The 20,092-nt window shown below is 68.3% G+C and carries 21 protein-coding genes and 1 pseudogene; 10 read left to right on the forward strand and 12 right to left on the reverse strand.

All coding sequences use genetic code 11. From position 1 onward, the window contains the following. Together AC2VON_RS05335 and AC2VON_RS05340 are read right to left on the reverse strand one after the other, a co-directional pair. Window positions 1-1,612, reverse strand: a 1,612-nt coding sequence (locus AC2VON_RS05335) for a DNA repair helicase XPB (RefSeq protein WP_486951999.1), incomplete at its 3' end; no start/stop codon positions are given. A gap of 11 nt (window positions 1,613-1,623) precedes the next feature. Next, window positions 1,624-3,870, reverse strand: a complete 2,247-nt coding sequence (locus tag AC2VON_RS05340) for a helicase-associated domain-containing protein (RefSeq protein ID WP_486952000.1) — start codon at window positions 3,868-3,870, stop codon at window positions 1,624-1,626. A 94-nt stretch (window positions 3,871-3,964) separates the two neighbouring features. Here AC2VON_RS05340 and AC2VON_RS05345 point away from each other — a divergent pair, with 94 nt between their 5' ends. The 4 genes from AC2VON_RS05345 to AC2VON_RS05360 all read left to right on the forward strand — a co-directional run bounded on the left by AC2VON_RS05345 (window position 3,965) and on the right by AC2VON_RS05360 (window position 5,696). Beyond that, window positions 3,965-4,183 carry a hypothetical protein gene (locus tag AC2VON_RS05345; protein WP_486952001.1) on the forward strand — a complete coding sequence of 73 codons (219 nt, stop codon included), beginning with the start codon at window positions 3,965-3,967 and terminating at the stop codon, window positions 4,181-4,183. 13 nt (window positions 4,184-4,196) lie between these two features. Further along, on the forward strand, window positions 4,197-4,712 hold the full coding sequence (moaC, locus tag AC2VON_RS05350; protein WP_486952002.1) for a cyclic pyranopterin monophosphate synthase MoaC: 516 nt from the start codon (window positions 4,197-4,199) through the stop codon (window positions 4,710-4,712). Next, window positions 4,712-5,194: a MogA/MoaB family molybdenum cofactor biosynthesis protein gene (locus tag AC2VON_RS05355; protein WP_486952003.1), complete on the forward strand. Its 483-nt coding sequence runs from the start codon at window positions 4,712-4,714 to the stop codon at window positions 5,192-5,194. The genes moaC and AC2VON_RS05355 overlap by 1 nt, the downstream gene beginning before the upstream one ends. A gap of 73 nt (window positions 5,195-5,267) precedes the next feature. Beyond that, window positions 5,268-5,696 (forward strand): molybdenum cofactor biosynthesis protein MoaE, encoded by a 429-nt coding sequence (locus AC2VON_RS05360; protein WP_486952004.1) that lies wholly within the window; start codon window positions 5,268-5,270, stop codon window positions 5,694-5,696. 10 nt (window positions 5,697-5,706) lie between these two features. Here AC2VON_RS05360 and AC2VON_RS05365 read toward each other — a convergent pair whose 3' ends face one another. From AC2VON_RS05365 to moaA, 3 genes are all read right to left on the reverse strand, one after another. After that, window positions 5,707-6,570 (reverse strand): transglycosylase family protein, encoded by an 864-nt coding sequence (locus tag AC2VON_RS05365; protein ID WP_486952005.1) that lies wholly within the window; start codon window positions 6,568-6,570, stop codon window positions 5,707-5,709. Window positions 6,571-7,025: 455 nt separating this feature from the next. Beyond that, on the reverse strand, window positions 7,026-7,304 hold the full coding sequence (locus AC2VON_RS05370; RefSeq protein ID WP_486952006.1) for a MoaD/ThiS family protein: 279 nt from the start codon (window positions 7,302-7,304) through the stop codon (window positions 7,026-7,028). 3 nt (window positions 7,305-7,307) lie between these two features. Next, window positions 7,308-8,369, reverse strand: a complete 1,062-nt coding sequence (moaA, locus tag AC2VON_RS05375) for a GTP 3',8-cyclase MoaA (protein ID WP_486952019.1) — start codon at window positions 8,367-8,369, stop codon at window positions 7,308-7,310. Window positions 8,370-8,723: 354 nt separating this feature from the next. On the opposite strand from moaA, the gene AC2VON_RS05380 reads away from it, so the two are divergent. Together AC2VON_RS05380 and AC2VON_RS05385 are read left to right on the forward strand one after the other, a co-directional pair. Further along, a complete protein-coding gene (locus tag AC2VON_RS05380; RefSeq protein WP_486952007.1) occupies window positions 8,724-9,131 on the forward strand; it encodes a cold-shock protein in 408 nt (135 codons plus the stop codon). A gap of 106 nt (window positions 9,132-9,237) precedes the next feature. Continuing rightward, the gene (locus AC2VON_RS05385; protein ID WP_486952008.1) at window positions 9,238-11,175 is read left to right on the forward strand and encodes an acyl-CoA dehydrogenase family protein; all 1,938 of its coding nucleotides are present in this window, start codon (window positions 9,238-9,240) and stop codon (window positions 11,173-11,175) included. Here the strand turns inward: AC2VON_RS05385 and AC2VON_RS05390 are convergent. Continuing rightward, window positions 11,168-11,689, reverse strand: a complete 522-nt coding sequence (locus AC2VON_RS05390; RefSeq protein ID WP_486952009.1) for a DUF2771 domain-containing protein — start codon at window positions 11,687-11,689, stop codon at window positions 11,168-11,170. The two genes, AC2VON_RS05385 and AC2VON_RS05390, sit on opposite strands and share 8 nt — an antisense overlap. Further along, window positions 11,686-13,290, reverse strand: a complete 1,605-nt coding sequence (locus AC2VON_RS05395) for an MFS transporter (RefSeq protein ID WP_486952010.1) — start codon at window positions 13,288-13,290, stop codon at window positions 11,686-11,688. The genes AC2VON_RS05390 and AC2VON_RS05395 overlap by 4 nt, the downstream gene beginning before the upstream one ends. Window positions 13,291-13,524: 234 nt before the next feature. Here AC2VON_RS05395 and AC2VON_RS05400 point away from each other — a divergent pair, with 234 nt between their 5' ends. Next, window positions 13,525-14,295 carry a DUF3027 domain-containing protein gene (locus AC2VON_RS05400; protein ID WP_486952011.1) on the forward strand — a complete coding sequence of 257 codons (771 nt, stop codon included), beginning with the start codon at window positions 13,525-13,527 and terminating at the stop codon, window positions 14,293-14,295. On the opposite strand, the gene AC2VON_RS05405 is transcribed toward AC2VON_RS05400, so the two are convergent. Both AC2VON_RS05405 and AC2VON_RS05410 read right to left on the reverse strand, forming a co-directional pair. Continuing rightward, window positions 14,292-14,747 (reverse strand): SRPBCC family protein, encoded by a 456-nt coding sequence (locus AC2VON_RS05405; protein WP_486952012.1) that lies wholly within the window; start codon window positions 14,745-14,747, stop codon window positions 14,292-14,294. The two genes, AC2VON_RS05400 and AC2VON_RS05405, sit on opposite strands and share 4 nt — an antisense overlap. Before the next feature lie 32 nt (window positions 14,748-14,779). Beyond that, complete coding sequence (locus AC2VON_RS05410; RefSeq protein WP_486952013.1) at window positions 14,780-15,067, reverse strand: DUF2530 domain-containing protein; 288 nt, start codon at window positions 15,065-15,067, stop codon at window positions 14,780-14,782. A gap of 93 nt (window positions 15,068-15,160) precedes the next feature. Between AC2VON_RS05410 and AC2VON_RS05415 the strand changes: the two genes are divergently transcribed. Next, a complete protein-coding gene (locus tag AC2VON_RS05415) occupies window positions 15,161-15,451 on the forward strand; it encodes a DUF2537 domain-containing protein (protein WP_486952014.1) in 291 nt (96 codons plus the stop codon). Between the two features lie 90 nt (window positions 15,452-15,541). Here the strand turns inward: AC2VON_RS05415 and sepH are convergent, their stop codons facing one another. Together sepH and serC are read right to left on the reverse strand one after the other, a co-directional pair. Continuing rightward, window positions 15,542-16,315, reverse strand: coding sequence for a septation protein SepH (sepH, locus tag AC2VON_RS05420; protein ID WP_486952015.1), 774 nt, complete (start codon window positions 16,313-16,315; stop codon window positions 15,542-15,544). Window positions 16,316-16,511: 196 nt separating this feature from the next. Continuing rightward, complete coding sequence (serC, locus tag AC2VON_RS05425; protein WP_486952016.1) at window positions 16,512-17,636, reverse strand: phosphoserine transaminase; 1,125 nt, start codon at window positions 17,634-17,636, stop codon at window positions 16,512-16,514. A 39-nt stretch (window positions 17,637-17,675) separates the two neighbouring features. On the opposite strand from serC, the pseudogene AC2VON_RS05430 reads away from it, so the two are divergent. Together AC2VON_RS05430 and AC2VON_RS05435 are read left to right on the forward strand one after the other, a co-directional pair. Further along, window positions 17,676-18,213, forward strand: a pseudogene (locus AC2VON_RS05430) (diiron oxygenase); the annotation flags it as partial. Continuing rightward, on the forward strand, window positions 18,201-19,904 hold the full coding sequence (locus AC2VON_RS05435) for an FAD-dependent oxidoreductase (protein ID WP_486952017.1): 1,704 nt from the start codon (window positions 18,201-18,203) through the stop codon (window positions 19,902-19,904). The pseudogene AC2VON_RS05430 and the gene AC2VON_RS05435, both read left to right, overlap by 13 nt. 4 nt (window positions 19,905-19,908) lie before the next feature. Here the strand turns inward: AC2VON_RS05435 and AC2VON_RS05440 are convergent. Then, the coding region (locus AC2VON_RS05440) for a citrate/2-methylcitrate synthase (protein ID WP_486952018.1) at window positions 19,909-20,092 on the reverse strand (184 nt) is incomplete at its 5' end.

Below are 20,092 nucleotides of genomic sequence, written 5' to 3' on the forward strand. Positions count from 1 at the left end.
TGACGTAGCCGTAGCCCTGTTCGGCCAGGAACCGCTGCCGGTGCGCGGCGTACTCGGTGTCCTGGCTGTCGCGGGCCACCACCGAGTAGAAGGTCGCACCACCGCCGCCGGCCTTGGGCCGCAGCAGTCGGCCCAGCCGCTGCGCCTCCTCCTGCCGCGACCCGAACGTTCCTGAAACCTGCACCGCTACCGCTGCTTCCGGCAGATCGATGGAGAAGTTGGCTACCTTGGACACCACCAGGGTGGGCACCTCGCCACGGCGGAACGCGTCGAAGAGAGCCTCACGTTCGGCGGTCTTGGTCGAGCCCTGGATCACCGGGGCTCCCAACTGCTCGCCCAGTTCGTCGAGCTGGTCCAGGTAGGCGCCGATCACCAGTGTCTGTTCGCCGGGATGTCGGCTCAGGATCGACTTGACCACGGCGATCTTCGAATGCACCGTCGAGCACAATCGGTAGCGTTCGTCGGGTTCCGCCGTGGCGTAGGTCATCCGCTCACTGTCGGTCATGGTGACGCGCACCTCTACGCACTCCGCCGGCGCGATCCAGCCCTGGGCCTCCATGTCCTTCCACGGAGCGTCGTAACGCTTCGGCCCGATCAGCGAGAACACGTCACCTTCGCGGCCGTCCTCGCGTATCAGCGTTGCGGTCAGGCCCAGCCGCCGCCGGGACTGCAGGTCGGCGGTCATCCGGAACACCGGCGCCGGCAGCAGATGGACTTCGTCGTAGATGATCAGCCCCCAGTCATGGCTGTCGAACAGTTCCAGGTGGCGATATTCGCCCTTGGTACGGCGCGTGATCACCTGGTAGGTGGCGATGGTGACCGGGCGGATCTCCTTGCGCTCACCGGAGTACTCGCCGATCTCGTCGTCGGTCAGCGACGTCCGTGCGATCAACTCGCGCTTCCATTGCCGGCCGGCGACGGTGTTGGTGACCAGGATCACGGTCGTCGCACCGGCTTTCGCCATTGCTGCCGCGCCAATCAGCGTCTTGCCCGCGCCGCAGGGCAGCACCACCACCCCGGAGCCGCCGGACCAGAACGAGTCGGCCGCCATCTGCTGATAGTCACGAAGTTGCCAGCCGTCCTGGCGCAGGCTGATCGGATGCGCCTCGCCGTCGACGTAGCCGGCCAGATCCTCGGCCGGCCAACCGATCTTGAGCAGCACCTGCTTGACCCGGCCCCGCTCGCTGGGGTGCACCACTACGGTGTCGTCGTCGAGGCGGGCGCCCAGCATCGGTGCGATCTTCTTGTTGCGCAACACCTCCGCCAGTACCGCGCGATCCAGACTGACCAGAGTCAGACCGTGCGCCGGATTCTTCACCAACTGCAACCGCCCGTAGCGGGCCATAATGTCGACGATGTCGACCAGCAGCGGTTGCGGTACTGCGTAACGCGAGTTGCTGACCAGCGCGTCCACCACCTGCTCGGCGTCGTGGCCGGCGGCCCGGGCGTTCCACAATGCCAGCGGAGTGATCCGGTAGGTGTGGACGTGCTCGGGCGCGCGTTCCAGCTCCGCGAACGGGGCGATCGCGGCGCGCGCCGCGCCGGCCCGCTCGTGGTCGACCTCGAGCAGCACCGTCTTGTCGGACTGCACGATGAGCGGGCCGTCGGTCATCGCCCCATTATTCAGTTCGGCACCACCGACGTGATGCGGTGGATGGCGAACTCGCGCATCTGCCCGGAGGTGGAATCGAAGGCCACCAGCTGGCCGCCACGGACGAGGACGGGGGCGACTTCCCGCTGGGTGGCCAGCCCGGCCGCGTCGACGTAACGGATCAGTACGGCGGCGCGCTCGGCTGCCGCCCGTTTCAGCAGGGGCATGGCGATGGCCGGTTCGAGACGAACATTGTGCAAGGGTGCCGGCGTCGCTGTGCGCAACAGCCTGACCAGCGCCGTCAGGCTTTCACTGCTCGGCCCGGTCACCGGAGGGTACGTGCGACGGCGCGGCGGGGTCCGAACCCGGGCACCGCGGTGCCGGATGTCCACGATGGTGCCGGTGGAATCCTCCGCGGCCGGCGCGAAGCCGGCGTCCCGTAGCGCCGCGAGCACATCGGCTACAGCCGCCTGCGACACGGCCACCGTGGGCGCCAGCACCCGCAGCCCCAGCTCTTCGGCAGCCGGAAGGGTTACCGCCTGGGCCAGCATGGTGGGATCATCGCACCGCACGAACGAGGCTGCCATTCCGACACGCAGCCGTCCATGCCGACGCGCTACGTCATCGATCAGATAGGCGAGTCCTTGCGGCACTGGGGTTTTGGAGTGCTTTTCGAAGAACGAGCGCAGCGCCTCCCGGGTTCGCCCCACGTCTAGTGCGTGGCGGATGGTCTGTTCGCTGACTCGATACACCATCGCGGCGCCGGCCGATTCGAGGGCGGCTACGGTGGCCAACTCCTCGGCGAGCTCTCGCTCCAGCGGGCCGGGAGCCACCACGGTCAGGTCGGCCTGTACCAGGAAGTGGTCGATCGGCTCGGGCAGTGCCCGGCTCATCGCGGCGATGGCAGCCTCGGCGCTGCCGCTCAGCAGCGCACGGCCCGGCGAGCTGATCGCGCCGCGGCCCACCAGGCCCAGCGCCTGCGCCTCGGCCAACAGGTTTGCTACCGATCCGGGTTGGAGTCGCGTCGCCCACCGCGGCCGGAGCCAAACCAGCGCCTGCGACGCAGTGATCTCGTCGACACCGCTGCCGCCGGGCAGGCCGGCGAGGAGGCCCAGCAGCAGCCGGCGATCCATTGGCGCCGCCGTGGAAAACAATGACGACGACAGCGCCGCACAGGCTTTCCCATCCGGCCCGCGGCTACCGATCAGCCCGGGCCGGGCGGTCAGGTCCAGCCAGGCGCTGGCCAGCAGCTGCCAGCGCTCGGCGGCGGCCGTCCCGGCGAACTGATCGGCCGCCACCGTCGGCGCCCAGCACAGCCGGTCTGAGGCGCCCAACGGCTCCGGCTCGGGTTTGCCGGCCGCGATTAACCCGGCCGCAGCAGCGACCTCCAGCAGCAGACCCAACCGGTGCTCGTCGACACCGGTCACCTTGACCAGGCGCTTGACCTCGCGTACTCCCAGTCCGCCGCTGCGCAGTTCGGGTATCGGGGCAGCGCCCAAGACGTCGAGCACCGCGCCGAGCTCGCGCAGCAGGTCGATGACCGCCCCGCCGGCGGCGGCATCGACGTCGGCGGGAGCCACTCGCGACACCGTCGGATCGGGTGCCGTCAACCGCACCGGACCCGGCTGCTCGTCGCGCAACGCCTGACCGACGTCGCGGGGCAGGACCACCGTCTCGTCGTCGACCTGCCGCAGCAGTCCCGCTGCCAGCAGCCGCGGCACCGGGCGGTCCGGCGGCGCACCGGGTGCGGCGTCGCGGGTACGCCCGATCGGCGAGCCCGTCACCAGCCTGTCCAGCACGTCGCGCTGTGGTTCATCGAGCTCGGCGATCACCGCGTCGATCTGCTCCCGGGTGCGGGAGATGTCCTCCAAGCTCACCTGGCCGGGATGCCAGGGCAGTCCCGCGCCTGCCTCGGCGACCACCCGAATACTACGGTCGCCCCAACACAACCCGCGGTCGGCGAGATCATCGAGGGCGGCGTTCACCTCCGCTTCGCGTGCCCGCTCGCCGATCAGGGTGAGCAACTTGGCGACCGGCACCCCAGTGGTGTCGGCGTGCAGCACCAGTAACGCGTCGAGCAGCGCCAGCCGCAGAAAGTCCAGCTCGTCGGTGGCCGCCCGGACCGACTGCCGGGCCTGAGCCCGCGCGGCCAGGGCCGAGATGCTGCCCGGCGGTGGCTGCGCGAGGTCCGGCCGCAGCTCCAGCAGCTGGATCAACCGCTCGTCCGGCAGGTCGGCCAGCCAGGACGCCAGCGAAACACCCTGGTTGTGTTCGGTCATCGCCGACCAGCGTAGGTCAGCCGGCACCGGCCGGGGCCGGGCAGACAAGTCGAGGAGTTACCGACGCCGATCCAGACCTGTCAGAATGGGAGCCGTGGCTGACATCGCTAAGAACGCTGACAACCCGGTGCCCAAGACGCGGAGAACCCCGTATGTCGACAGGGGCTGGCCGGCGACCGATCACGGCGATCCCGCGGTGAGCGAACTGCGAACCGATCGGACCGGTGCACTGTCCCCGTTCGGGGACGTGGAATTCCCGCTGCCCGCCGACGACTTGCCCTACCTGCACCCCGTCACTGTGGTCAACCAGTAGGGCGACGATTGCCATGTCGGGTGATGCGGGTGCATGGGCGCCGGGAACATCGGGGCCGGGCGGGGGGCCGCTCTCGCACGTCGACGAACGCGGGGCGGCACACATGGTGGACGTCACCGCCAAGGGGGTCACCCGGCGTACGGCCGTCGCCGCGGGTGCGCTGCGAACCTCCGCGAAGGTGGTGGAGCTGATCTCGGCCGGGGGTCTGCCCAAGGGCGACGCGCTGGCCACCGCGCGGGTGGCGGGCATCCTGGCCGCCAAACGCACCAGCGACCTGATCCCGCTCTGCCACCAGCTTGCGCTGACGGGCGTCGACGTCGGCTTCACTGTCGGCGAGGCGGATATCGACATCACCGCCACCGTGCACAGCACTGATCGCACCGGAGTGGAGATGGAGGCGCTGACCGCGGTCAGTGTGGCCGCCCTGACCCTCTACGACATGATCAAAGCGGTGGACCGCTCCGCCACCATCGACGGCATCCGGGTGCTGCGCAAGGACGGTGGCCGCAGCGGGCGATGGGAGCGGTGATGACGGACCGGTCCGCACGAATCGTCATCGCATCCACCCGCGCATCCGCCGGTACCTACACCGACCGCACCGGTCCGATCATTTCCGCATGGCTCTCACAGCGTGGGTTCGCACCGGGGCAACCCGAGGTGGTTCCCGACGGCGAGCCGGTCGGCAGGGCCCTGCGCGAAGCCATCGGCGCGGGGGTGGACTTGATCATCACCTCCGGCGGAACCGGCATCTCGCCCACCGACGACACCCCGTCCCAGACGACGGCGGTGCTGGACTATGAGATCCCCGGCCTGGCCGACGCCATCCGCCGGTCGGGCCTGCCGAAGGTGCCGACCTCTCTGCTGTCCCGCGGGGTGTGTGGGGTGGCCGGTAAGACCCTGATCGTCAACCTTCCGGGCTCGCCGGGCGGAGTCCGCGACGGCCTGGCAGTGCTGGTCGGTGTGCTGGACCATGCGCTCGATCAGCTCGCCGGGAAGGACCACCCGCAATGACGCGCGCCAGCGACGATGCAGTGGGGGTATCTCCCGCTTGCGGGGGACGCAGCGATGCGCAGGAGTGGCGCCGATGACGGCGTTGGTGCTGCGGGCCGCTGTCACCGGGCAGCCGATCCTGCTGTCCGAGCACGAGAACCTGGTGGGGCATCAGGCCGCTGGCGCGATTGTCGGGTTCGTCGGCATGATCCGCGACCACGACCAGGGACGCCAGGTGGTCCGGCTGGAGTATTCGGCGCACCCGTCGGCCGAACAGGTCATGGCCGACGTGCTGGCCGAGGTTGCCCAGCACGCCGACGGCGTGCGCGCGCTGGCGGCCAGCCACCGGATCGGCACACTGCAGATCGGCGAGACGGCGCTGGTGGCCGCGGTCGCGGCGGATCACCGGCAGGCGGCATTCAAGACCTGCGCGCACCTGGTCGACACGATCAAGGTGCGTCTGCCGGTGTGGAAGCACCAATTCTTCGCCGACGACACCGATGAATGGGTGGGGTCGGCCTGAGTCAGGCCGCTCAGGCTCGCTGTTCCTGCGGCTGGGGGGCGAAAGCGTCGAGCGCGTCATTGCCGCCGACGTTCTCCGCCTCGATGGCCTGCCACAGCTGCTGGTGGTAGCCGGGCTCCGGCTCCGCGGGGGCGGAGCCGGCCTCTTCGCCCACCCAGGCGGTCTCGACGACCACCGGGTTGTTCGGCGCCGGCGCAGGCTCATCCTGAGGCGCAGGGACCGGTATTTCTTCGGCTGAGGGGGCCGGTGCCTCGGGTGCCGGCGGCAGCTCTTCGGCCGGGGGGGCCGGTGCCTCGGGTGCCGGCGGCAGCTCTTCGGCTGGGGGGGCCGGTGCCTCGGGTGCCGGCATCGGATTGCCCAGCGCCACCGTTTCGCCATTCAGCTCGGGGTTGTCCAGCGGCGCGTCGACTTCGGCTGGTGGCGGCGGCAGGAACTGCTTCAGCCACTGCTGAAACGGGTCGGGTGCCTGCTCTTCGGCCGCCGCCGGAGTTGCGGGCACCTCACGCGGCGTTGCGCCGGACAGGCCGCGGCCGCAGACCGGCCAGGCGCCGCGTCCCTGGGTGGCGAGCACATGCTCGGCGATGGCGATCTGCTGGTCCCGGCTGGCCTGGTGTGCCGACGGGGCGTATTTACCGCCACCATGGGCTCGCCAGGTGCCTGGAGCGAACTGCAGCCCACCCTGATAGCCGTTGCCGGTGTTGATGGCCCAGTTGCCGCCGGACTCGCATCCGGCCACCCGGTCCCATTCATTGTCGGTGGCCGCGGCCGCGTGCCCGGCAAAAGCGAGGCCGCCGCCGCCGATCACGGCCCCGGTGACGGCCATTTTGGCGATGCTGACAGTTGACTGTGTGGGCTTACGATGCCGTCCACTCATACGCTGATGACGTCCTCTCTGTGCGCGCCCGCGAGGTCAGCTGTCGGGTTCGGGCTGGACCTGACCGGAGAGGCTGCCCGGCCTGGTTGCCAGTCTGGATCGTTTTCCGGCAACGTCGGCTTCACCCCAAGGGGCCGCCTAGGGCCCCGGGTCCGTTTCGGTGGACCCGATGGGTCCCCCGCCTCCATCCCTGGTGTTGATCGGTTTCCCTGCCCGTCGGACGGAGTACGGCGCTACGGGCCGGGAAAGGCGCACCGATTCGGAGAAAGGCTTCGGCGCACCCGGGGATGTACGGTAACGGGTCGCCGCCGTCTCGTCACCATCTTGCGAGTTCGGCGTTTTCATCACCGCGCGTTAGCGAAACACCAGGATGCCGAACTATCTGCGCTGTTCACAGCGTTCTCAACCGAGCTGTTGCGAACCCGTGATCAATTCGTTATGTGAGGTAAATCACGTCATCCGCCGGCGAACGGCGGCAGCACGTCGATCGTGTCGCCGGCGCGCAGCGCGGTGGCATGGTCGCGGACGGCGATCCCGTCACGGAGATAACAGCATCGGCCGAGCACCGTCGCCAACCGTGCGCCCCGCTCGGCGAGATTGTCGACCAATTCGGCCACCGTGGTTCCCGTTCGCAGGGTGAGCGCTTCCGATTCGGTGCCGGCGGCCGCCCGCGCTGCCGCGAAGTAGCGGACGGTGACCGCAATCCCGGGTTGGTCGTCGGGCGTCCGGGCCACCGGTCAGCCGCCAATGGCGCTCATCGGCCGGTCTGGCTGGATGAACTTCGGGTCGTTGATGCCGTGGCCGGCCTTCTTGGCCCACATCCCGACGCGCCACGCCTGTTCGATGGCGTCGTCATCGGCGCCGCCGCGCAGCAGAGCGAGCAGATCGGTCTCGTCGTTGGCGAACAGGCAGTTGCGCATCTGACCGTCAGCGGTGAGCCGGGTGCGGTCGCAGGTTCCGCAGAACGGCCGGGTCACCGAGGCGATGATCCCGACCTTCCCGGCGGGCATGCCGGGGCCCTCATCCGCCAGCCACAGCTGGGCCGGAGCCGATCCACGCGGTGCCGGGTCGGGCTGCAGCCGGAAATGTGGCCGCAGTGCGGCCAGCACCTCGTCGGCGCTGAGCCCCGCACCGCGACGCCACTTGTGCTCGGCGTCGAGTGGCATCACCTCGATGACCCGCAGCTGATAGCCGTGCCGCAGACAGAATCGCAGCAGGTTCACCACGTCCTCGCCGTTGATGCTCGGGTCGAGCACGGCATTGACCTTCACCGGGTCCATGCCGGCTTTCTTGACCGCGTCCAGCCCGTCGAGCACGTCGGGGAGCCGGTCGCGGCGGGTGACGCGGGCGAAGTGTTCGCGGTCAACGGTGTCCAGCGACACGTTGATCCGGTTCAGGCCGGCACCGACCAGGGCGTCTGCTCGACGTGCCAGACCCAGGCCGTTGGTGGTGAGCGCGATATCCGGCCGGGGCTTCAGGTTTGCGGCAGCCGCGATCACGTCCTCGAGATGTCTCGCCAACAGCGGCTCGCCGCCGGTGAAGCGGATCTCGGTGACCCCCAGCCGGGTCACGGCCAAATTCATCAGGCGGACCAGTTCGTCGTGCTGCAGCAGATGCTCGCTGGGTAGCCAGTCCAGGCCTTCGGCCGGCATGCAGTAGGTGCAGCGCAGATTGCACCGATCGGTCAGCGATATGCGCAGGTCGGTGTGCACTCGCCCGAAGGTGTCCACCAGCGGGCCGGAGGTTGGCATGTCGCCGGCTATGGCTAGTTGAACAGCGCGGTCGAACTCTTCTCTCATGGCTGCTTCTTCGGCGTGTTCCCAGGCATTTTCGCTGTCGTCTTCGATGCTGCTCTCCTGCTGCGGTGTTGTCGGTATGGTGCGTGGGTTCAATGCCATCAGGTCAACCGATCCGGTCGGCCGGGTGCATCGGCTGGAGTGTCCGAGGGCAGCCAGAAGCCGCCGAAGATCGACCGGATCGCGTTCAGAATTAAATGCATATCTCCTCCAGCGGTGCCACCAGCTTACTCATTCCGCCGGGTGAGCTCCCAGCGTTGGCACCCGCGTAGAATCAACGTCCATCGCGCCCTGCGTAGGCGGGGCGCTTCATTATTGTGTCGTCCGTACGAGCCATCAGACAAGCAGGTGAGGCCAGTGCCGACCGGCAAGGTGAAGTGGTACGACGCCGTCAAGGGTTTCGGCTTCCTGTCCCAGGAGGACGGCGAGGACGTCTACGTCCGTGCTTCGGCGCTGCCCGCCGGTGTGGAGGGCCTCAAGGCGGGACAGCGCGTCGAGTTCGGCGTCGCCGCCGGGCGTCGCGGACCGCAGGCGTTGACCCTGAAGCTGATCGACCCGCCGCCCAGCCTTGCCCGCGCCCGCCGGGACGGTCCCGCAGAGCACCGGCACAGCCCCGACGAGCTGCACGGAATGGTCGAGGACATGATCACCCTGCTCGAAGGTGCGGTGCAGCCCGAGCTGCGCAAGGGCCGCTACCCGGACCGCAAGACCGCCCGCCGGGTCTCCGAGGTGGTCAAGGCGGTAGCACGGGAGCTGGACGCCTGACCGGTCGCCGGCATCGACACTGGTGTACCGTCCAGCCCGAGCGGGAAAATGTGATTATCGGGCGCTCGACGGGGGTCGTCCCGGTTGCCACGTCAGGAGGTGTGCGATGGCACAGCAGGTACAGGTCACCGAGGAGCAGGCCAGAGCCGTTGCCGAGGAGTCCCGCGAAAGCGGCTGGGACAAGCCGTCGTTCGCCAAAGGGCTTTTCCTCGGCCGCTTCCCGCTCGAGCTTATCCACCCGTTTCCCCAGCCGTCGGCCGACGAGGCTGAACGCACCGAGGCCTTTCTGGTCAAGCTGCGGGAATATCTTTCCACCGTCGACGGCAGCGTCATCGAGCGCAACTCCCAGATCCCCGACGAATACGTCAAAGGCCTCGCCGAGTTGGGCTGCTTCGGCTTGAAGATACCGTCGGAGTACGGCGGTCTGAACATGTCGCAGGTCGCCTACAACCGCGTGCTGGTGATGGTCTCCAGCGTGCACTCCAGTCTCGGGGCGCTGCTGAGCGCCCACCAATCGATCGGGGTGCCCGAACCGCTCAAGCTGGCCGGGACCGAGGAACAGAAGCGCAAATTCCTGCCGCGGTGCGCGGCTGGCGCGATTTCGGCGTTCCTGCTCACCGAGCCCGACGTGGGTTCGGACCCGGCGCGGCTGGCGTCGACCGCCACGCCGGTCGACGACGGGCAGGCCTACCAACTGGACGGTGTGAAACTGTGGACCACCAACGGTGTGGTAGCCGATCTGCTGGTGGTCATGGCTCGCGTGCCCAAAGGTGACGGGCACCGCGGCGGAATCAGTGCGTTTGTGGTCGAAGCCGATTCACCCGGCATCACCGTGGAGCGCCGGAACCGGTTCATGGGGTTGCGCGGCATCGAAAACGGCGTCACCCGGCTGCACCACGTCAGGGTTCCCGCCGAAAACCTGATCGGGCGGGAAGGCGACGGCCTCAAGATCGCGTTGACCACACTTAACGCCGGGCGGCTGTCCATACCGGCGATGGCGAGCGGATCCGCCAAATGGTCATTGAAAATTGCTCGGGAGTGGTCCCGCGAGCGGGTGCAGTGGGGTAAGCCCGTCGGCGAGCACGCCGCCGTCGCCGGCAAGATTTCGTTCATCGCGGCAACCAGTTACGCGCTGGAAGCAGTGCTTCGGCTGTCCGGCCGGATGGCCGACGAAGGCCGCAACGACATTCGGATCGAGGCGGCGCTGGCCAAACTGTGGTCCAGCGTGATGGGCTGCGTGATTGCCGACGAGCTGGTGCAGATTCGGGGTGGCCGGGGCTACGAGACCGCCGAGTCGCTGGCCGCGCGCGGTGAACGTGCCGTGCCGGTGGAACAGCTGGTGCGTGACCTGCGCATCAACCGCATCTTCGAAGGAGCCGACGAGATCATGCGGCTGCTGATAGCGCGTGAGGCAGTCGATCCCCACCTGTCTGCCGCGGGTGATCTGGCCAACCCGAAGGCCAGTTTCCGGCAGAAAGTCGTGGCGGTGCCGCGGGCCAGCCTGTTCTACGCAAAGTGGTTGCCGCAGCTGACGTTCGGCAAAGGTCAACTGCCTGGGTCGTACCGGCAGTTCGGCAGGTTGGCGAAGTATCTGCGGTTCGTCGAGCGCCGTTCGCGCAAGCTGGCCCGCAACACCTTCTACGGGATGGCACGCTGGCAAGCGGGCCTGGAGCACAGGCAGGGATTTCTGGGCCGCGTCGTGGACGTCGGCGCGGAGCTGTTCGCCATGTCCGCGGCATGTGTGCGGGCCGAGGCCCAGCGGGTGGCAGATCCGGCCGAAGGTGCACTCGCCTACGAGCTGGCGGAGGCTTTCTGCCGGCAGGCCGTGCTGCGGGTCGAGGCGCTGTTCGACGCATTGTGGACCAACACCGATAGCACCGACGTCGCGCTGGCGCACGGTGTGCTCGGCGATCGGTACCTCTGGCTGGAGAGTGGCATTCTCGATCCGAGCGAGGGCACCGGACCGTGGATCGCGCATTGGGAACCGGGCCCGTCCGCCGAACCCAATGTGGCGCGGCGGTTCCTGACGGTGTCGCTCACCTGACCGATGGTCGACTTGCGTTCTCGTTCCACCGGATGCGCACCGACCATTCGGCGTGCGGCACTTCGTTCAGCTGACCGGCGGGATTGACGACCAGGGTGAGTAGCTGCACCACCAGGCCGCTCAGCAGGCCACGCTGTGCGTCCACGGTGGGGATGGTGACCGCCAGCCTGGTGTTCGGGCGGAACAGGGTGGCGGTGGTGTCGAACGGTTCCTGATACGCCAGCAGCAAGCGCCACGGCGCTCGGCCGATGACACTGCCCACCGACAACTGGACCGGTTCGCGGGAGTTTACCCTCAGCTCACCTTGCGCCTGAGTCATCTGACAGTCGTTGAGGTCCAATACATTACAGAACAGGTAGGGTCCCACTCTGGTGAGCTGCCCGTGAGAGTACGCGCTGATCTGCGGTTGTTTCGGGCCGCTGCTGCGTGTCAGCAGCCAGGCACCGGCGCCGGCCGATACCAGCACCGCCAGCACCGCCAGCACCACGAACAGCCTGACGACATCGCGCCTCACCTGCTGGTTAACCCAGCTCGGGCACCCTCGACACCCCGGGCACCCTCGGCGCCCTCTTTGTCGACCAGCACAGGACGGTTACCGCCGAGACTCGGGATCAACGAGTCGCCGTGGAACGACAGGACAGTCTGCGCCAGCCCGGGGATCAGCAGCGCGGTGATCGCGGTGAAACCCACCCAAAGGTCGGTGTAGACCAGCACACCCAGCGCCCCGCCCAACACCCAGGCCAACTGCAGGGTGGACTCCGTCCGTCCGAACGCTGACGCTCGCGACTCCTCCGGCAGATCGTCCTGCAGCGCGGCATCCAGCGACGCCTTCGCAATCGCACTCGACCCCGAGGTGATCAACGTCGCGATGGCGACCACCAGCAGTTTACCGGCCACCGCCGCCGCCAGCGCAACAGCGGTCACGGCCATGGTGCAACGCACCACCAGCACCGCCGGCCTGCCCAGTTTCAGCCGCGCGCTGGCGAAATTCCCGGCCAGATTGCCCAGTGCGGCGGCGACGCCGATCAGGCCCAGTATCCCCAGTTGCACCCAACCGTTGGCGTCATGATCTTTAGCGACGAACGCCGGGTACAGGAACAGGAAGCCGACCATGGCCTTGATGGTGCAATTACCCCACACCGCGGTGATGATGTTGCGGCCCAGCGGTTGCCGCAGCGCGGTAGCTGCTCGTCTGGCCTGGTTCCGAAAGTGTCCCGCACGCCCTGCACGCCCCGGGTTGCCGCCGTACCGGTAGCTCAAAGTGGTTGGGATCTCGCCGGTGGTCACCTCGACCCAGCGTGGGATCTGTATCGACAACCACGCTCCGCCGACCGTGGCCGCGGTGACCACGAACAGCGCCCCCGGCAGCCTGAACAGATGGGTGAACGCGAACTCCGCCCCCGCGGCGATGCCGCCGCCGACGACGGTTCCGCCGAGCAGACCGAACACCGTCAACCGGGAGTTGACGCGCACCAGATCGATGGCCGGCGGCATCACCCGCGGCGTCACCGCGCTGCGCAGCACCGTGAAGGATTTCGACAACACCATCATCGCCAGCGCGCAGGGATACAGCACCCAGGACCTGAAGCTGCCGCTGGCGCCGTCGTAGTTCATGATCAGCACCAGTGCCAACGCGGTGCGCAGCACAAACGACAGCGCCAGCGCGGCCCGGCGCCCGTGCTGCAACCGATCCAATGCGGGACCGATCAGCGGGGCTACAACCGCGAATGGCGCGATGGTGACCAGCAGGTACAGGGCAACCCTGCCCTTGCTCTCGCCGGTGGCGGCGGCGAAGAACAAGGTGTTGGCCAGCGCCACGGCCATCGCCGAGTCGACGGCGAAGTTCGCCATCACCGGCCAGGTCAGTGCGGTGAGCCCGGATTTGTCGGCACCGTCGGCGGTAGCGGCGCGGTGCACGAGCCCGTACATCCGGGAGCCCATGTCACGACTGCGCTGGGCGGCGGCGCGCGTCGTGGTGCCCCGTTCGCCGGCCCGTGGTTCACGCGGCGGATCGCCGCGGCGGGACCCCTGCGGCGCTTCATGCAGCGGTGGCAGGTAGCGGTTGGCGCTGGGCGTCGGTGCCGGGCGGCGGGATCGCCGAGGGTCGACCCGCACACCGGGGTAGTCAGCCCCCGGCGGTCCGTTTCGGTACGGGCGATCCGCAGCCGAACGCCGATCCCGCGATGGACGCGCGTTCGGATGATCACGCCGCCGTGCAGACACGGATCAATTCTCTCTCATCGCGGCTCTCTGGGCGGGCAGGCGACAGGTGTGGCTGACCGATAACGGCCACCGTGAGTTGCGGCACAATGAGGGGGATTGGATGGGTATCGCACGGAAGGGGCCAATGTGACCCGCGCAGAGTCGGCGGTACCGGCTATCCTCGCCGATGCCGTTGAACAGGCTCGAGCGGCTGTCGCGGGCTTACGCGGGCCCGAGACCGTGGGCGACTACCTGGGCGTGCACTACGAGGATCAGGCCGCCGCCACTCACCGGTTCATCGCGCATCTGGGTGGTTATCAGGGCTGGCAGTGGGCGGTCGTGGTCGCTGCCCACCCCGGGGCCGATCACGCCACGATCAGTGAAGTGGCGCTGGTTCCCGGCCCTACTGCGCTGCTGGCCCCCGAGTGGGTGCCGTGGCAGCACCGAGTCCGGCCGGGCGATCTGGGTCCCGGTGACCTGCTGGCACCGTCGGTCGACGACGAACGGCTGGTCCCGGGCTACGCCGCCAGCGGTAACCCGGAAGTCGATGATGTCGCCGCCGAGATCGGACTGGGCCGGCGCTGGGTGATCAGCGCTCAGGGCCGCTCCGAGGCCGCACAACGCTGGCATGACGGCGACTACGGTCCGCATTCGGCGATGGCGCGGGCCACCAAGCGAGTCTGTCGCAACTGTGGTTTCTTCATCCCGCTGGCCGGTTCACTCGGCGCGATGTTCGGGGTGTGCGCAAACGAGATGTCTGCCGATGGTCATGTGGTCGACGCCGAGTATGGCTGCGGCGCTCACTCCGACACCCCCGCGCCGGCCGGCGGTGGCGGGTCGTCGGCGTATGACCCCTACGACGACGGCGTGCTGGACATGCTGGACACGGGAGTGCCCACCAAACCCGCAGGAACCTAACCGTGCTCGGCAGCGGCCTTGATCTTGCTCAGCGATGCGTTCATTCCGTCGACCAACTCGCGTTCGAACTTCGACACCCCGCCCATGAAGGCCTTCGTGGCCAGGCTCGACACCGCGGTGACGCCGTTCTCGGCATGTCTGCTCTCGATCACCCGGGTGCCCCCGGCGGTCGCTTGCAGCTCATAGCTCCAGACGGTGTGGTTGACCGGCACCCGGAACGCGAGCTTCTGTTCCGGGATGACTTCGGTGACAACGCAACTGGTGGGCCAGAATAGATAGCCACGACGGTTGATGTTGATGGTGCGGGTGCCCGGGCGCACCGGGCCGAGCGGCTTCATCCACCGGCACTGCGGGCTCCACTGCGGCATCTGGTGCAGATCGGAGATCAGGCCCCACACTTTCGCCACCGGTGCGTTGATGTCAATCTGTGCTTGCAACAGCGGTTGTGCCATCGATCCTCCTCGAGCTGCGGCTATTTTCGTGCCTACTTCCGACCTTGATCAGCAGGTGGCGTGAGTCCGGTCTGGGCGCCACGCGCTCCGCGGCGCACCGCGTCACGTTGCCATGCAACGATACCGGTGCCGAGCAGCCCCACTCCCAGACCGGCCAGCGTCACCGGGCGCCAACTATCGAGGGCCGGCACCAGGAACGCCGCCACGGCGGCAGCTGGCCAGGCCAGCGTGCCGACCGCGATGACCGGCCACGGCGCCAGCAGTGCGGCCGGCAGCGGCGGCGGCACTTGGGACGGCTGTGGGGGCCGCGACTCGGACATCGATGTTCACGCTAACCCATGTCGATGGAGATGTTCCCGCGGTGGCCAAGGTCGTCGACGTCTGCTATTCGAGCAACGGATTACACTCCCCGTGTGACCCGCGTTACTCGCGCAGGTGATTCCACACCCTGGGCAACGGGGTTGGTGGTAGCGGCGTTCGTCGCGGCGGTGTGCGGGACCGCGATCGTGGTGTTGAGTCTGGGGCTGATCCGGGTGCACCCCGCACTGGCTGCCGGCCTCAACGTCGTCGCGGTCGGCGGCCTGGCGCCCACGCTCTGGGGGTGGCGCCGCGTCCCTGTGCTGCGCTGGTTCGTGTTGGGCGCGGGCGCCGGCGTGGCCGGTGCGTGGCTGACGCTTATCGTGTTGGCTGTCAGCAGCCGGTAGCGCACCCCAACCGCGAGCATGCACAAAGTCGCATGCGGGGACTCCGCCGGGTGCGAGTTCATGCATGTTCGCGCCGAAAATGGAAAGCGTTCAGCGCTGTCCGCTGGAGCGCACGCCTAGCAGCACGTCCTCCCAGGCCGGAATCGGCGGCTTGCCGCGACGGGTTCGTGGCGCCGACCGCGGCGCGAGCGGAGTATCACCGGCCTGCACGACCTGTGCAGCATTTGGCTCGTCGAAGTCGAGCTGAGCCACCGGGGCCAGCGGCCGCAGCGCGCGGTCGAAGTCCGGGTCGACCAGGTCGTGGGCCGCGTCGTCGACAGCGGTCACCGTTCCACCGTGAGCACCCGGGCTGAAGTGGAAGTGCGCGACGTTGTCTGAGCGGCCGGCCTTCCATGCCAGCTGCACCGTCCAGCGGCCGTCTTCGTTACGCCACGCATCCCAACTGCTGTGACCGGGATTGAGGCCCCGTGCCACCAACGCAGCGGTGACCACCTCCAGCAGCGTCAGCACCGCCGGGCCGTCTGCGAGCACCGGATGGGCAGCCGCTGCCAACTCCGCGGCCCGGGATCGCTCCAGTAGCACCGGGTGGGCAAACCGCTCGACCCGAGCGACATCCACCCCTGCCGCCGCGGCTACCTGCTTGACCGACGCCCCGGCGCGGATCCGGGCCTGGATCTCCCTGGGGCGCAGCGCGCTGGCAGCCCAGACATCGCATTGGCTCTGGCCCTCACCGCGGACTGCCGCACGCAGCCGGTCATCGATGTTCAGGGCGAACTTTTCCGCAGCGGCACCGCTCTCGGAGATGGTCTCGCAGATGATGCCTTTGCCGTCGACATCGAGACCGACGACGGTGAGTTCCCGCATGACCTCTCCTCGCGAAGCGCCGGGGGTGATGCTGCGCACTTTAGTGCAGTCTGCGGTCCTGGCCGCGATGACACGCGGGGCCGATGGCGTCTTCGCGGTGGGTTGCCGTCGCCGAGATTGCACCCTGGGTAGTCAATCCCGCCGGACCACAACCCTGGCTGCAATCTCAACGCAGCGACAGCAGGATCAAAGCCGTTCAGAGTCTCTCCACCACCCAGTCGACGCACTCGGTGAGCGCGCTGACATCGTCGGGTTCGACCGCGGGGAACATCGCGACCCGCAGCTGGTTGCGACCCAGCTTGCGGTAGGGCTCGGTGTCGACGATCCCGTTTGCGCGCAGCACCTTGGCCACCGCCGCAGCATCCACGTCGTCGGCGAAGTCGATGGTTCCCACCACTGCCGAGCGCAGCCGCGGGTCGGCCACGAACGGCGTGGTGTAGGAGCGGTCGTCGGCCCAGGAGTACAACCGCTGCGACGAATCGGCGGTGCGTTTGACCGCCCAGTCCAGACCACCGTTGGCCAGCAGCCAGTCCAGCTGCTCGGACAGCAGCACCAGGGTGCCGATCGCCGGCGTGTTGTAGGTCTGGTTCTTCACGCTGTTGTCCACCGCGATCGGCAGCGACAAAAAGTCCGGCACCCAGCGCCCGGAGGCGGCGATAGCCTCGATGCGGGCCAGCGCCGCCGGGCTGACAATGGCCAGCCACAGCCCGCCGTCGGCGGCGAAGTTCTTCTGCGGTGCGAAATAGTAGGCGTCAGCCTCGGTGATGTCGACCGGCAGTCCGCCGGCCCCGGAGGTGGCGTCGATGACGATCAGCGCGCCACCGGCACCGTCGGGTCGACGCACCGGCACCGCAACGCCGGTCGACGTCTCGTTGTGGGCCCACGCGATCACGTCGACGGATGGGTCCGACGTCGGCTCCGGCGCACTGCCGGGATCGGCGCTGACGATGACCGGCTCACCTACGAACGGGTTCTTCTTCACCGCCGAGGCGAACTTCGCACTGAACTCGCCGTATGCCAGGTGCAGCGACCGCCTCTCGATCAGCCCGAAGGCCGCGGCATCCCAGAATGCGGTGGTGCCGCCGTTGCCCAGGATCACCTCGTAGTCGTCGGGCACCGAGAAGTACTCGCGCAGTCCGCTGCGGATCCTGCCGACCAGGTCTTTGACCGGGGCCTGCCGGTGGGACGTGCCGAACAGCCCGGCCGCGGTGGTGGCCAGCCCCCGCAACTGCTCAGGGCGGACCTTCGACGGCCCGCAGCCGAATCGGCCGTCGGCGGGTTTGATCGTATCGGGAATCCTGAGCTGCTCAGCCATGGTCATAAGCGTAGACAGCGGTCAACACCGCTTTGCACGCCGGCTGGCGTCCTGGCGGGCGAGGAACCCATCGACCACACCCAGAAAGGACATTCCGCGTGAGGGCAACACGCTGCACCCGATCATGGAGCGGGTAATGGCCATCCATGTGCCCGAGGAAGCCCGCCACATCTCGTTTGCACACGAGTACCTGTACAAGCGGGTGCCGCACCTGCCGCGCCGGAAGCGGTTCTGGCTGTCGCTGTACGTGCCGTCGGTGATGCGCATCCTGTGTTCGGCGATCGTCGTTCCCCCCAAGGCGTTCTGGGCCGAGTTCGAGATCCCCCGCCGGGTGCGAAAGGACATCTTCTTCCGTTCGCCGCAAGCTCGGCGGTTGCTGAGCGACACGTTCGCCGACGTGCGGATGCTCCGTCACGACACCGGTCTGATGACCCCGGTCGCCGGGCTGGTGTGGCGACTTTGCAAGATCGACGGTGCCCCGTCGGGCTACCGCGGCCAACCGCAGCGGGCACACATGGATGTCGGCGGCGCAGCGGCACAGTCGGTCACGTGGCGGGATAGTCTCACCGAATGCCGCACGTAATCACCCAGGCGTGCTGCAACGACGCGTCGTGCGTCTTCGCCTGTCCGGTCGACTGCATCCACCCGTCACCGGACGAGCCCGAGTTCGCCACCTCCGAACAGCTGTACATCGACCCGGAGGCCTGCGTGGACTGCGGTGCCTGCGTGCGGGCGTGTCCGGTCGACTGCATCTTTCCCGACACCGAACTCGAACCCGACCAGTTGCCGTTCATCGAGATCAACCGGTCGTACTATCCCGAACGGCCCTCCGGCGAGAAGCTGCCGCCCACCTCGAAGCTGGCCCCGGTGCTTCCGGCCGCCAGGGTGGCGCGAGGGCGCGGCCGTCCTCCGCTGACGGTGGCGATCGTCGGCTCCGGTCCGGCGGGGATGTATGCCGCCGACGAGCTGCTGACGCAGCCCGGTGTGCTGGTCAACATGTTCGAGAAACTGCCCACCCCGTACGGGCTGATACGCGCCGGGGTGGCACCGGACCACCAGCGCACCAAGCTGGTCACCCGGCTGTTCGGCACGGTCTCGGTTCGGCGGGGCTTCCAGTTCTTCCTCAACCTCGAGGTCGGCAACCACATCAGCCACGCCGACCTGCTCCAATACCACCACGCCGTGCTCTATACATCCGGTGCGCCGCATGACCGGCGGCTGGACATCGCCGGCATGGGTCTGCCCGGCACCGGCACCGCCACCGAGATGGTCGCCTGGATCAACGGCCACCCGGACTTCGCCGACCTGCCGGTGGACCTGAGTCATGAGCGCGTGGTGATCATCGGCAACGGCAACGTCGCCCTCGATGTGGCCCGGATCCTCACCGCCGACCCGGACGTGCTGGCCCGCACCGACATCGCCGACCATGCGCTGGCGGCGTTGCGCGGGTCACGGGTGCGCGAGGTGGTGATCGTTGCGCGCCGTGGCCCGATCGCCTCGGCATTCACCCTGCCCGAGCTGGTCGGCCTGGTTCAGGCAGCGGCTGTGGTGCTCGACTCGGATGATCACGCGCGGGTGCGAAACGATCTGGCGACTGTCCGCGAGACTTTGATCCGACAAAAGCTGGAGATCCTCAGCAAACTCGCTGACGCTGAAGCCGTTGGGGTCCCGGCTGGCCGGCCCCGTATCCGATTCGCCTACCAGCTGACCCCGAAGCGGGTCATCGGTGATGGGCGCGCCGATGCGGTCGAATTCACCGTCACCGGAACCGATCAGGTGCGCCAGCTGGAAGCCGGTCTGGTGCTGAGCTCGATCGGCTATCGCGGCACCCCGATCGCCGATCTGCCGTTCGACGACGACGCCGGCGTCGTCCCGAACCAGGGCGGTCGCGTCGTCGACCCCCAGACCGGGCAGCGGGTGCCGGGCGCCTATGTGTCGGGCTGGATCAAGCGCGGAACGACCGGGTTCATCGGCACGAACAAAGCGGACTCACTGCTGACCATCCAAACCCTGGTCGCCGACTTCAACGACGGCCTGCTCAGCGACCCCGCGGGCGGGCCGCGCGCGGTTGCGCGGATGGTGCATGCCCGTCAACCCGACGTCGTCGACGCCGCCGGCTGGAAGGCCATCAACGCCGCAGAGATCAGCCGTGGCGCGGCCCAGGATCGGCCGCGGGTCAAATTCACCCGCCTTCCCGACATGCTGGACGTGGTCGAAGACCACAAAGGCCTGCCGCTGCTGCAAAACCTGCTGCGTGCGCTGCGACGGCACTGACGCTTCAGACCCTGGCGACTGACTCCCAGCCCTCGACGGATTCCGGGCTGCGCGGCCCGGGGCCGACATACACCGCCGACGGGCGCACCAGCTTGCCCAGCCGCTTCTGCTCCATGATGTGGGCGCACCAGCCCGCCGTACGTCCGCAGGTGAACATCGCCGGCATCATCTTGGGCGGCACTCCGGCG

The sequence above is a fragment of the Mycobacterium sp. TH-M82 genome (genome assembly GCF_057473605.1).